The following is a 12270-nucleotide window of genomic DNA, read 5'->3' on the forward strand; positions in this document are numbered from 1 at the left end:
CACGGCACTGGCAGGCGGGAATCGTGAGGATCTTCGGCAAGGGACGGCACCGGCCCTCCGCCTCATGGCGGCAGGCCACCGACCGCGCGTTCACGCTGATCGGCGACGGGCGGTACGAGGACGCGGGGGCGCTGCTGACACGTGCCGCCGATCTTGAACCGTGGCTGTCCGAGTCGTGGTTCAACCTCGCTCTGCTGCACAAGTTCCGGCACGACTGGGAGCAGGCGCGGGCGGCCGGTCTGCGCGCTGTCGCGCTGCTCGACCGGGAGACCGGGGCCCCCGATTGGTGGAACGTGGGCATCGCCGCCACCGCCCTCCAGGACTGGCCGCTGGCCCGGCGGGCCTGGCAGGCGTACGGGCTGCGGGTGCCCGGGGGCGTCACGGCCGCCGGTGAGCCCGTCGGCATGGACCTGGGCAGCGCGGCCGTACGACTGTCGCCCGAGGGCGAGGCCGAGGTCGTGTGGGGGCGGCGGCTGGATCCCGCCCGGATCGAGGTGCTGTCGATCCCGCTGCCGTCGTCCGGGCGGCGCTGGGGCGAGGTCGTGCTGCACGACGGGGTGCCGCACGGTGAGCGGACGACTGCCGCCGGGCACTCCTACCCCGTCTTCGACGAGATCGAGCTGTGGGCGCCGTCGCCGGTGCCGACGTGGGTGGTCCTGCTGGAGGCTGCGGCCGAGGAGGACCGGGACGCGTTGGAGCGGCTGGCGTCCGACGCGGGATTTGCCGCCGAGGACTGGTCGTCGTCCGTTCGGTTGTTGTGTCGGATGTGTTCGGAGTCGCGGATGCCGTCCGACGAGGGTGACGGTGACCATCTTGATCCGCACGATCACAGTGAGCCCGGTCATCCTGGGCCGTTGGGGCATCGTACGGATGGGCAGTTCTGGGCGCCGGAGCGGGAATGCGGCATCGCTGCCCCGGCCTCGTTGGTGAAGGGGCTGCTGGACGGGTGGGTTGCCGACAGCCCGGAGACTCGGGCCTGGCGGGATCTCGAAGAGGTTTGTTAGGTCTCGTTGCCGGGTGCGGGTCCGGTGGGGGCTGGTCGCGCAGTTCCCCGCGCCCCTAAGGATGCCCCTGCGGGGCGGCCCTTAGGGGCGCGTCCCCGTACCCTGTATCCGCAACTCTCCCCCTGTTTGTTTGAGGAAGGCATCGTCGGTCATGGCGCAGCAGGACACCGATCAGCAGCACGCGGGCGTGCTTCCCGTGGACGACGAGGGCTTCGTCATCGATACCGAGGACGGGGAGGAGCGTGAGGCCGCCTGGCGGGAGCGTGGGACCTCGCGGCCCATCACGGTCGTCGGTAATCCGGTGCTGCACAAGGAGTGCCAGGACGTCACCGAGTTCGACGCGGAGCTGGAGCAGCTGGTCGCGGACATGTTCGCCAGCCAGCGCACCGCCGAGGGCGTGGGTCTGGCCGCCAACCAGATCGGTGTCGATCTGAAGGTCTTCATCTACGACTGCCCCGACGACGAGGGTCAGCGGCACACCGGGGTCATCTGCAACCCCAAGCTCGTCGAGCTGCCCGCCGACCGGCGTCGGCTGGACGACAGCAACGAGGGCTGCCTCTCCGTGCCGACCGCGTACGCGCCGCTCGCCCGGCCCGACTACGCCGAGGTGACCGGGCAGGACGAGAAGGGCAACCCGATCAAGGTGCGCGGCACCGGCTACTTCGCACGCTGTTTGCAGCACGAGACCGATCACCTCTACGGGTACCTGTACATCGACCGGCTCTCCAAGCGCGAGCGCAAGGACGCCCTGCGCCAGATGGCCGAGAACGAGCCCCGGTACCCCGTGGTCGCGAACGACTGACAGCTCCTGAGGCACACGCGCACTCATCCGCACACGAACGGCCCCTGACCAGGGGCCGTTCGTGTTTCGGTCGTACGTCCGTCGCACGTTCGATCGAAAGTCGGACTCAAGTGTGCTTGTAGTGATCCAGAATCAGTCAGACCAGCGGCGAATCTCGGCAGCTTGGGGTAGTGAAGGAAGCAAATCCGTTCCCAGAACGGTCAGTTGTGGTGCTGAATGGGAAGTGCGGGGATACGCAACGGCGCACGCCCGGCACAGCGGGAGGGGTGTTGCGCCAACTGGCGGCTGAGAGGGGTTTGTTCGTGCCTGCTTTCCCACACAGCACCTCACCGGCGACAACAGCGGTAGCGATCCCACCATCACTGGCCTTACCGGTGATCGAGGCGGCGTTTCCCCGGCAACTGCATCCGTATTGGCCCCGACTTCAGGAGAACACCAGGGGCTGGCTGCTGGAAAAACGCCTCATGCCGGCGGACAAGGTCGCAGAATATGCCGACGGCCTTTGCTATACCGACCTCATGGCCGGGTACTACCTCGGCGCCCGGGACGACGTACTCCAGGCGATAGCGGACTTCAGTGCCTGGTTCTTCGTCTGGGACGACCGCCACGACCGTGACATCGTGCACGGCCGCCCCGCCGCCTGGCGGAAACTCAGGAGCCGTCTCCATGCCGCGCTGGACGCACCCGGGCTGTATCTGTACCACCGGGATCCGCTGGTCGCGGGGTTCGCGGACAGTGTGCTGCGGCTGTTCTCGTTCCTGGGCAGGAAGTGGAACGCACGCTTCGCGCGGCATTTTCACGCGGTGATCGACGCGTACGACCGTGAGTTCCGTAACCGTACAAACGGAACCGTGCCGAAAGTCGAGGAATATCTCGAACTGCGGCGGCTCACCTTCGCGCACTGGATCTGGACCGATCTCCTGGAACCGAGCGCGGGCTGTGAACTCCCCACGGTGGTGCGGAAGCAGCCCGCATTCCATCGGGCGGCGCTGCTGAGCCAGGAATTCGCCGCCTGGTACAACGACCTCTGCTCGCTCCCGAAGGAAATCGCGGGAGACGAGGTCCACAATCTCGGAATCAGTCTCATCCGGCATGAGGGGATGACTCTCGAAGAGGCCATCGCGGAAGTCAGGGGGCGGGTCGAGGAGTCCATTCTGGATTTTCTCGCGGCGGAGCAGGAAGCACGTCGGTTCGCCGAATCGCTCGACGACGGCAGCACCCGGGGAAAGGAAATGAGCAGCGCCGTGAACGCCTGTCTCGACAACATGCGGAACTGGTTCAGTTCCGTCTACTGGTTCCACCACGAGTCCGGCCGCTACATGGTCGACAACTGGGACGACCGCTCCACACCCCCGTACGTCAACAACGAAGCGGCAGGTGAGAAATGACCGTCGAATCCGTGCGGCCCGCGTCTCCTCCCATGAGCGAACCGCCCCTCGCCGGCGGCGGTGTCCCGCTCCTCGGCCATGGCTGGCAGCTGGTCCGCGACCCGCTCGGCTGGTTCGCCCGGCTCCGCGACCACGGCGACGTCGTACGGCTGAAGCTCGGCCCCAAGACGGTGTACGCGGCCACCTCGCCGGAACTGGTCGGGGAACTCGCGCTCAACCCGGCCTACATCATCGGCGGCCCGCTGTGGGAGTCCCTGGAGGGGCTGCTCGGCAAGGAGGGCGTGGCCACCGCCAACGGGCCCACCCACCGGCGCCAACGGCGCACCATCCAGCCCGCGTTCCGGCTGGACGTCCTGCCCGAGTACGGGCCGATCCTGGAGGAGGAGGCACACGCGTTCGCCCAGCGCCTGCGGCCGGGCGAGACCGTCGACTGCACCGCGGAGTCCTTCCGGGTCGCCGTGCGCATCGCGGCCCGCTGTCTGCTGCGCGGCGACTACATGGACGAGCGGGCCGACCGGCTGTGCGCCGCGCTCGCCACGGTGTTCCTGGGGATGTACCGGCGCATGGTGATCCCCGCGGGACCGCTCTACCGGCTCCCGCTGCCGGGCAACCGCAAATTCAACCGAGCCCTGGCCGATATGCATCTCGTCGTCGACGAGATCGTGGCCGAGCGCCGGGCATCCGGTCAAAATCCGGACGATTTGCTGACGGCGTTGCTGTCGGCCAAGGACGAGAATGGCGACCCCATAGGCGAACAGGAGATCCACGATCAGGTCGTCGCCATTGTCACCCCGGGCGCCGAAACCGTCGCCTCCACGATCATGTCGTTGCTCCAGGTCCTCGCCGAACAGCCGGACCACGCCGACAAGGTGGCCGAGGAGGCCGAATCGGTCGGGGGCGACCGCGCGGTCGCATTCGCGGACGTCCGCAAGCTGACGCACACGAACAATGTCCTCGTCGAGACGATGCGTTTGCAGCCGCCCGTATGGATATTGACCCGGCGGGCGGTGGCCGAGACCGAGCTGGGCGGCTATCGGATTCCGGCCGGTGCCGATCTCGTGTACAGCCCGTACGCGATCCAGCGCGATCCGCGTTCGTACGAGCGGAACACCGAGTTCGACCCCGACCGCTGGCTTCCGGAACGCACCAGGAGTCTGCCCAAGTACGCGATGACCCCGTTCGGCGTGGGCAACCGCAAGTGTCCGAGCGACCACTTCTCGATGGCCATGCTCACCATTCTCACGGCTGAGCTGGCGAGGAAGTGGCGCTTCGAACGGGTGCCCGGTTCACGCGACGCGGTCCGCGTGGGCATCACCCTGCACCCGGACCGGCTGCTGCTGCGGGCGATACCCCGCTGAAGGCGCCCGGGCAAGGCAACAGGCGTACGTTCAGGCGGCTTCCGGGCCCTTGAACGTACGCCGGTACGCCTGCGGGGTGGTCCCCAGCGACCGTACGAACTGGTGGCGCAGCGCCGCCGCGTTGCCGAAACCGGTGCGCCAGGCGATCGCGTCCATCGTCTCGTCCGTCGCCTCCAGCAACTGCTGGGCCAGCAGCACGCGTTGCCGCAGGATCCAGCGGTAGGGCGTGGTGCCGGTCTCCTGCTGGAAGCGGCGGGCGAAGGTGCGCGGCGACATGTGGGCGCGCTCGGCGAGCTGCTCGACGGTCACCTCCTCGTCGAGATGGCGCTCCATCCAGACCAGCACCGACCCCACGGTGTCGCACCGCGACCGGGGCAGGGGCCGCTCGATGTACTGGGCCTGCCCGCCGTCCCGGTGCGGCGGTACGACCATCCGGCGGGCGATGGAGTTGGCGACCTCGGGCCCGTGCTCCTCACGCACGATGTGCAGACAGGCGTCGATCCCGGCGGCCGTACCGGCGGAGGTGATCACCGGTCCCGCGTCGACGTACAGCACGTCCGGCTCGACCTCGATGCGCGGATAGCGCCGGGCCAGCTCGTCCGCGTGCCGCCAGTGCACCGCGCACCGTCGGCCGTCCAGCAGGCCCGCGGCGGCGAGCACGAAGACCCCGGAGCAGACGCTGAGCACCCGGGCCCCGCGCTCCACGGCCCGCCGCAGCGCGTCGAGCAGCTCCGGCGGGTACTCCCGGTCGGCATAGGTCTGCCCGGCCGGTACGGCGATCAGGTCGGCGCTCTCCAGCCGCTCAAGGCCGTGGTCCAGCTGCACCGAGAAGCCCGCGTGGGTGCTCAGCGTCGGGCCCTCGGCCGAGGCGACCGCGAAGTCGTACACGGGCAGGCCCTCGTCGCTGCGGTCGAGGCCGAAGACCTCGCAGACGACACCGAGTTCGAAGGGATGCACTCCGTCGAGCAGCACGACGGCCACGTTTTCCAGCATGCTGCCAGTGTGCCTCGGCATTGGCAGGAAATCGAGGGTGTGCGGCAGTCCTGCCACTGACGGTCAGGAGTATTCGGCGCGAGACTGATGTCCATGAACACAGCAACGGACAACATCGTCGGAATACTCGTCGTCGTCGCGGTCTTCGTGGCCCTCGCCTTCCCGTCCCTGATCGGCCTCGCGCACGACCGGCGCATCGACCGTCAGCTCCGGAAGGCCCAGCAGGACCGCCAGGCTCAGGACACTTCGGCCCGCCGGGCCATCACCGCCCAGGACGTGGCCCGGGCGGCGTGACCTCGACCGGCTGTCGGTGTCAGAACTCGTCGTCGAACGACACCGAGCCCTCCACCGCCACCTGGTACGCCGACGGGCGGCGCTCGAAGAAGTTGGTCAGCTCCTGGACCCCTTGCAGCTCCATGAAGGAGAAGGGGTTCTCGGAGCCGTACACCGGGGCGAAGCCCAGCCGGGCCAGGCGCTGGTCGGCGACACACTCCAGGTACTGGCGCATGGACTCGGTGTTCATGCCCGGCAGGCCCTCACCGCACAGGTCGCGGCCGAACTGCAACTCCGCCTCGACCGCCTCGCGGATCATGTCGGTGACCTGCTGCTGGAGCTGGTCGTCGAACAGCTCCGGCTCCTCCTTGCGGACGGTGTCGACCACCTCGAACGCGAAGCTCATGTGCATGGTCTCGTCGCGGAACACCCAGTTGGTGCCGGTGGCCAGACCGTGCAGCAGACCCCGGCTGCGGAACCAGTAGACGTACGCGAAGGCCCCGTAGAAGAACAGGCCCTCGATGCACGCGGCGAAGCAGATCAGGTTGAGGAGGAAGCGGCGGCGGTCGGCCTGGGTCTGCAGGCTCTCCAGCTTCTCGACCTCGTTGATCCACTTGAAGCAGAACTCGGCCTTCTCGCGGATGGACGGGATGTTCTCCACCGCGTCGAAGGCGGCGGCCCGGTCCTCCGGGTCGGGGAGATAGGTGTCGAGCAGCGTCAGATAGAACTGGACGTGCACGGCCTCCTCGAACAGCTGGCGCGACAGATACAGCCGCGCTTCCGGCGAGTTGATGTGCTTGTACAGCGTCAGCACGAGGTTGTTCGCCACGATCGAGTCGCCCGTCGCGAAGAACGCGACCAGCCGGCCGATCATGTGCTGCTCGCCCTCGGACAGCTTCGCCAGGTCGGCGACGTCCGAGTGGAGGTCGACCTCCTCGACGGTCCAGGTGTTCTTGATGGCGTCCCGGTAGCGCTCGTAGAAGTCCGGGTAGCGCATGGGGCGCAGGGTGAGCTCGAAGCCCGGGTCGAGAAGGTTCTTGGCTTCGCTGGACATTACTGGCAGGCCTCGCAGGACTCGGGGTTCTCAAGGGAGCAGGCGACGGCGTCTTCGTCAGCCGTGGCCTGCACGGGGATCGGGGCCTGCGCCTGTGCGGCGCGGGCGATGCGGGTCGCGGGGCGCGAGCGCAGGTAGTACGTCGTCTTCAGACCCGACTTCCAGGCGTACGCGTACATCGAGGAGAGCTTGCCGATGGTCGGCGTCTCCAGGAACAGGTTCAGGGACTGGGCCTGGTCCAGGAACGGGGTCCGGGCGGCGGCCATGTCGATGAGCCCGCGCTGCGGGATCTCCCACGCCGTGCGGTACAGGGCGCGTACGTCGGCCGGGATCCAGGCGAACTCCTGCACCGAGCCGTTCGACTCGCGCAGCGCCTCACGGGTGCGGGCGTCCCACACGCCGAGGTCCTTCAACTCCTGCACCAGGTAGGAGTTGACCTGGAGGAACTCGCCGGACAGCGTCTCGCGCTTGAACAGGTTGGAGACCTGCGGCTCGATGCACTCGTACACACCGGCGATCGACGCGATGGTGGCGGTGGGCGCGATCGCCAGGAGCAGCGAGTTGCGCATCCCGGTCGCGGCGATACGTTCCCGCAGCGCCGACCAGCGCTCGGGCCAGTTCAGCTCCACGTCGTAGTGGTCGGGGTGGAGCACACCACGGGCCGTACGGGTCTTCTCCCAGGCCGGCAGAGGGCCGTTGCGCTCGGCGAGGGCGGCGGAGGCCTCGTACGCGGCGAGCATGATCCGCTCGGCGATCCGCGTGGAGAGGGCCTTGGCCTCGGGCGAGTCGAAGGGGACGCGCAGCTTGAAGAAGACGTCCTGGAGACCCATCGCGCCGAGCCCGACGGGACGCCACCGCGCGTTCGACCGGCCGGCCTGCTCGGTCGGGTAGAAGTTGATGTCGACGACCCGGTCGAGGAAGGTGACGGCGGTGCGGACGGTCTCGTCCAGCCGCTCCCAGTCGAGGTCGCCGGTCTTCTGGTCGACGAACGCGCCCAAGTTCACGGACCCCAGGTTGCAGACCGCCGTCTCCCCGTCGTCCGTGACCTCCAGGATCTCGGTGCACAGGTTCGAGGAGTGGACGACGTTGCCCGGCTCGGCCGTCTGGTTGGCGGTGCGGTTGGCCGCGTCCTTGAAGGTCATCCAGCCCTGGCCGGTCTGCGCGAGCGTACGCATCATGCGGCCGTACAAATCCCGCGCCGGGATGGTCTTGCGGGCGAGCCCGGCGTCCTCGGCCTTGCGGTAGGCGACGTCGAACTCGTCGCCCCACAGGTCGACCAGTTCGGGCACGTCGGCGGGGGAGAACAGCGACCAGAGCGCGTCCGTGTTCACCCGGCGCATGAACTCGTCGGGGATCCAGTGCGCGAGGTTCAGGTTGTGCGTACGGCGGGCGTCCTCACCCGTGTTGTCGCGCAGCTCCAGGAACTCCTCGATGTCGGAGTGCCAGGTCTCCAGGTAGACGGCGGCGGCACCCTTGCGCCGGCCGCCCTGGTTCACGGCGGCGACGGAGGCGTCCAGCGTCTTCAGGAACGGCACGATGCCGTTGGAGTGCCCGTTGGTGCCGCGGATGAGGGACCCGCGCGAGCGGATCCGGCTGTACGACAGCCCGATGCCACCGGCGTGCTTGGAGAGGCGGGCGACCTGGTGGTAGCGGTCGTAGATGGAGTCCAGCTCGTCGATCGGGGAGTCGAGGAGGTAGCAGGACGACATCTGGGGGTGCCGGGTACCGGAGTTGAAGAGGGTGGGGGAGGAGGGGAGGTAGTCGAGGCGGCTCATGAGCCGGTAGAGCGAGGCGACTTCGTCGAATGCGCGGACGCCCGTTTCTGAATCAAGCACAGTGTCATCGGCCAGCCCGCTCGCGACGCGCAGCATGAAGTGCTGGGGCGTCTCGATGACCCGGCGCGTGATCGGGTGGCGCAGGAGGTAGCGGCTGTGGAGGGTCCGCAGCCCGAAGTACCCGAAGCGGTCGTCGCCTTCGACGTCGATCAGGGTGTTCAGACGGTCCGTGTGCAGCCGTACGAACTCGGCGGTGCGGTCGGCGATCAGGCCTTCCCGGTGCCCGACCGCGACCGACTCCGAGAAGGTCGTGACGCCCTGCGAGGCGGCCTCGGCGGCGATGCTGACCGTCAGCAGCCGGGCGGCGAGGCGGGAGTAGGCGGGGTCCTCGGAGATGAGGCCGGCCGCCGCCTCGGTGGCCAGCTCGCGCAGCTCCGACTCGTCGGCCCGCGAGGACCGGCCGCGCAACGCGGCGGCGGCGACCCGGCCGGGGTCGGCGTCGGGGAGGTCGGCGGTCAGCTCGGTCAGGGTCCGCAGCAGCGCGGCTCCGGGACCGTCCGTCTCGACTCGGGCCACTGGGGTCGCTGAAGCCGGTTCGGCTGGCGCGATGGTCACGTGGGGGCTCTCCCTCGCTCGGCACGGGGCCTGGCGGAGGGCAGCGGGGCACACGGACGCCTTACGGGTACGCGCGCGTCCACCGGCCCACTCCACGAGGCCCGGACGTCAGGCGCCCGGACCGGTCGGCCGGGCACACCGTCGGCAGGTCCTCGGACTGGACACGCGCGCAGCCGTGCCAGGGCTATCAGGGCACGAATGCGCACGTGTACACCGTTGCGGGACAGTTCCGGATTCGCACCGGATTCCCCTGCGGCGACAGCGAGCATGAGCATACATCTTGTGCCGGGCCCTGAAGGCACCCCCACATGTTGTGTCGTGTCGGCTTCGGTGGGTGGAGCGACCGGTGCTGTCAGAGCGTCAGCTCGTAGGCGAGCAGGCTCATGTCGAGGTCGGGAATCGGGTTCCAGTCGCGCTCCGGGGCGCGTACGAAGCCCAGGCGCCCGTAGATCCGGTGCGCGGTGCGCATGGCGCTCTGGGTCGACAGGACGACGCGCACACACCCCTCGACGCCCCGGGCCCGCTCGACACAGGCCCGCACGAGCGCCTCACCGGCACCCCGGCCGCGTGCTTCCTCCGCGACCGCCAGCATCCGTATCTCGGCCTCGCCCTCGCGCGCGATGTCGGACATGGGCCCGCCGGCCGGCACGAAGGTCACCCCGCCGAGCAGCCGCCCGTCGGCGACCGCCACCAGCACCTCGGCAGCGGCGGCACGCTTCCCGACGTTCCGCAGCTCGACGAGATACCCGTCACTCTCCCCGAAGTCGAGCAGCCCGTCCCGGAGATAGGCCTCCGCGGTGATCTCCCCGAGCACCTCGTACTCCTCGGGAAGGGCCCGCCTGATCAAAATGTCCATGAGTGGAGTGTGCCGGAGGGGTACGACAACGGACCGCCGATTAAATCCGGCGGCCCACTGTCGCGCCCCATCGCATGGGCGGTTCCGGTGAAGTCGCGTGCGCTGCAGCGCCCCGAAAGGGGCGCGGGGAACTGCGCGACAAGCCCCCACCGGGCCGCAGACAAAGAACCGCGCACCCGGCGGAGCCATCAGTGCGCGGCGGCCCCCGCAGTGGCCGGCGGCAACTCCACCACCACCCCCGGATCCCCCGCGTCGGCCGTGTAGTCCGACGCCGTCGTCTCGTCCAAGCCCTCCGGAGCCTTCAGCGCCTTCAACACAAACGTCAGCACCACCGTCACGACCACATTCAGCACGAACGCCGTCAGCCCGATGTACCCGATCTCCCCGATCCCCGGAATCTCCTTCGCGCTCCCCCCGAAGTGCTTCTGCGTCGGAGACGCGACCCCGTACGCCGCCAGCGTCCCGTACAGCATGCCGACCGCCCACCCGGCCAGCAGCGCCCATCGGTGGAACCAGCGGGTGAACAGACCGCCGACCAGCGCCGGGAAGGTCTGCAGGATCCAAATACCTCCCAGGAGCTGGAAGTTGATCGCGACCGTCTTGTCCATGGTCAGGACGAAGACCAGCGCGCCCACCTTCACCAACAGCGAGACCAGCTTGGAGACCTTGGTCTCCTGCTCCGGAGTCGCGTCGGGCTTCAGGAAGTCCTTGTAGATGTTCCGCGTGAACAGGTTCGCCGCCGCGATGGACATGATGGCCGCCGGGACGAGCGCCCCGATGCCGATCGCCGCGAAGGCGACACCCGCGAACCAGGCCGGGAACATGTTCTCGAACAGCTGCGGGATCGCCAACTGCCCGTTGGTGACCTTGATTCCGGCCGCGATCGCCATGAAGCCCAGCAGTCCGAGCAGACCCAGCATCAGCGAATACAGCGGCAGGATCGTGGAGTTGCGCCGGATCACGTCACGGCTGCGACTGGACAGCACCGCCGTCACGCTGTGCGGGTACATGAACAGCGCGAGCGCCGAGCCGAGCGCCAGCGTGGCGTACGTCCACTGCGAGGCCTCGCCCGGAGCGAGCGCGCCGCGTGGGTTGCCGGTCGCCGGGTTGGTCTGGGAAAAGGCGTCGCCCGCGGCCTTGAAGATCTCGTCGAAGCCGCCCAGCTTGATCGGGATGTAGATGATCGCGACCGCGATGACGAGGTAGATCAGCGCGTCCTTCACGAACGCGATCAGCGCGGGAGCCCGCAGCCCCGACGAGTACGTGTACGCGGCCAGCACACCGAACGCGATCAGCAGCGGCAGATCCTTGACGAACCAGTTGGTGTCCTCGCCGCCGCCGACGCCCATGACATCCAGGACGGCCTGGATGCCGACCAGTTGGAGCGCGATGTACGGCATCGTCGCCAGGATGCCGGTGACCGCGACCGCCAGCGACAGCCCCTTCGAGCCGAACCGGCCGCGCACGAAGTCCGAGGTGGTGACGTACCCGTGCTTGTGCGAGACCGACCACAGACGGGGCAGGAACACGAACATCAGCGGGTAGATGAGGATCGTGTACGGCACCGCGAAGAAGCCGGCCGCGCCCGCCGCGTAGATCGCCGCGGGTACGGCCACGAAGGTGTACGCCGTGTACAGGTCACCGCCGAGCAGGAACCAGGTGACCCAGGTGCCGAACGACCGTCCGCCCAGGCCCCATTCGTCGAGGCTGTTCTCGTTCTCGGCCCTGCGCCAGCGCGAGGCCATGAACCCGATGATCGTGACGGCCAGGAAGAAGATGATGAAGACGGCGAGTGCCACGCCGTTCACGCCGTCGTTCACGCGTCCGCACCGCCCTTCGCGGAGCCCGAGGACACGGCGGCGCGGGCGCGCTGGTCACGCTGCCAGAGCTGGTACGCGGTCATCGTCAGCGCGGTGGATATGACCACCCACAGCATCTGGTACCAGTAGAAGAACGGTATGCCGATAAGAGTCGGTTCGATCTTCGCGTACGAACCCACCCACAGCATCGCGACGAAGGGTGCGAAGAGGCAGAGCCCGATGACGACACGGACCGGTGTCACCACCGGTGGGTTCACTTCAGGCGCTTCTGACATACCAAGGCTCCGTCCCCACGCTGATTTCCTGTGATCACTTGTGCAACGCGCAGGAAA

11 protein-coding genes and 1 riboswitch are annotated in these 12270 nt (G+C 68.4%); of the genes, 5 read left to right on the forward strand and 6 right to left on the reverse strand.

Features of this window, described 5'->3' with window-relative positions; all coding sequences use genetic code 11:
- The first annotated feature begins 23 nt into the window (after positions 1-23).
- From ACWCRB_RS27655 to ACWCRB_RS27670, 4 genes are all read left to right on the forward strand, one after another.
- A complete protein-coding gene (locus tag ACWCRB_RS27655; protein ID WP_450998618.1) occupies positions 24-1004 on the forward strand; it encodes a tetratricopeptide repeat protein in 981 nt (326 codons plus the stop codon).
- A 151-nt stretch (positions 1005-1155) separates the two neighbouring features.
- Positions 1156-1806 (forward strand): peptide deformylase, encoded by a 651-nt coding sequence (gene def / locus ACWCRB_RS27660; RefSeq protein WP_450998619.1) that lies wholly within the window; start codon positions 1156-1158, stop codon positions 1804-1806.
- Between the two features lie 302 nt (positions 1807-2108).
- Positions 2109-3194: an epi-isozizaene synthase gene (cyc1, locus tag ACWCRB_RS27665; RefSeq protein ID WP_450998642.1), complete on the forward strand. Its 1086-nt coding sequence runs from the start codon at positions 2109-2111 to the stop codon at positions 3192-3194.
- On the forward strand, positions 3191-4552 hold the full coding sequence (locus tag ACWCRB_RS27670; protein ID WP_450998620.1) for a bifunctional albaflavenone monooxygenase/terpene synthase: 1362 nt from the start codon (positions 3191-3193) through the stop codon (positions 4550-4552). The genes cyc1 and ACWCRB_RS27670 overlap by 4 nt, the downstream gene beginning before the upstream one ends.
- 30 nt (positions 4553-4582) lie before the next feature.
- Here ACWCRB_RS27670 and ACWCRB_RS27675 read toward each other — a convergent pair whose 3' ends face one another.
- On the reverse strand, positions 4583-5545 hold the full coding sequence (locus ACWCRB_RS27675; protein ID WP_450998621.1) for a GlxA family transcriptional regulator: 963 nt from the start codon (positions 5543-5545) through the stop codon (positions 4583-4585).
- A 93-nt stretch (positions 5546-5638) separates the two neighbouring features.
- Here ACWCRB_RS27675 and ACWCRB_RS27680 point away from each other — a divergent pair, with 93 nt between their 5' ends.
- Complete coding sequence (locus tag ACWCRB_RS27680) at positions 5639-5839, forward strand: hypothetical protein (protein ID WP_450998622.1); 201 nt, start codon at positions 5639-5641, stop codon at positions 5837-5839.
- 19 nt (positions 5840-5858) lie between these two features.
- Here the strand turns inward: ACWCRB_RS27680 and ACWCRB_RS27685 are convergent, their stop codons facing one another.
- From ACWCRB_RS27685 to ACWCRB_RS27705, 5 genes are all read right to left on the reverse strand, one after another.
- Positions 5859-6872 carry a ribonucleotide-diphosphate reductase subunit beta gene (locus tag ACWCRB_RS27685; RefSeq protein WP_450998623.1) on the reverse strand — a complete coding sequence of 338 codons (1014 nt, stop codon included), beginning with the start codon at positions 6870-6872 and terminating at the stop codon, positions 5859-5861.
- Complete coding sequence (locus tag ACWCRB_RS27690) at positions 6872-9262, reverse strand: ribonucleoside-diphosphate reductase subunit alpha (RefSeq protein ID WP_450998624.1); 2391 nt, start codon at positions 9260-9262, stop codon at positions 6872-6874. The genes ACWCRB_RS27685 and ACWCRB_RS27690 overlap by 1 nt, the downstream gene beginning before the upstream one ends.
- Positions 9263-9388: 126 nt before the next feature.
- Positions 9389-9537: riboswitch (cobalamin riboswitch) on the reverse strand.
- A 77-nt stretch (positions 9538-9614) separates the two neighbouring features.
- Positions 9615-10118 carry a GNAT family N-acetyltransferase gene (locus ACWCRB_RS27695; RefSeq protein WP_450998625.1) on the reverse strand — a complete coding sequence of 168 codons (504 nt, stop codon included), beginning with the start codon at positions 10116-10118 and terminating at the stop codon, positions 9615-9617.
- A gap of 188 nt (positions 10119-10306) precedes the next feature.
- On the reverse strand, positions 10307-11938 hold the full coding sequence (mctP, locus tag ACWCRB_RS27700) for a monocarboxylate uptake permease MctP (RefSeq protein ID WP_450998626.1): 1632 nt from the start codon (positions 11936-11938) through the stop codon (positions 10307-10309).
- Positions 11935-12213 carry a DUF3311 domain-containing protein gene (locus ACWCRB_RS27705; protein WP_450998627.1) on the reverse strand — a complete coding sequence of 93 codons (279 nt, stop codon included), beginning with the start codon at positions 12211-12213 and terminating at the stop codon, positions 11935-11937. Before ACWCRB_RS27705 ends, mctP begins: the two co-directional genes overlap by 4 nt.
- Between the last annotated feature and the right edge of the window lie 57 nt (positions 12214-12270).

The sequence above is a fragment of the Streptomyces sp. NPDC002156 genome (assembly GCF_053593675.1).

Coding starts and splice junctions, on each gene's coding strand:
- def (WP_450998619.1), top strand. CDS start 1,156: ATGGCGCAGCAGGACACCGATCAGCAGCACGCGGGCGTGCTTCCCGTG.
- ACWCRB_RS27705 (WP_450998627.1), bottom strand. CDS start 12,213: ATGTCAGAAGCGCCTGAAGTGAACCCACCGGTGGTGACACCGGTCCGT.
- ACWCRB_RS27675 (WP_450998621.1), bottom strand. CDS start 5,545: ATGCTGGAAAACGTGGCCGTCGTGCTGCTCGACGGAGTGCATCCCTTC.
- ACWCRB_RS27685 (WP_450998623.1), bottom strand. CDS start 6,872: ATGTCCAGCGAAGCCAAGAACCTTCTCGACCCGGGCTTCGAGCTCACC.
- ACWCRB_RS27670 (WP_450998620.1), top strand. CDS start 3,191: ATGACCGTCGAATCCGTGCGGCCCGCGTCTCCTCCCATGAGCGAACCG.
- ACWCRB_RS27680 (WP_450998622.1), top strand. CDS start 5,639: ATGAACACAGCAACGGACAACATCGTCGGAATACTCGTCGTCGTCGCG.
- ACWCRB_RS27695 (WP_450998625.1), bottom strand. CDS start 10,118: ATGGACATTTTGATCAGGCGGGCCCTTCCCGAGGAGTACGAGGTGCTC.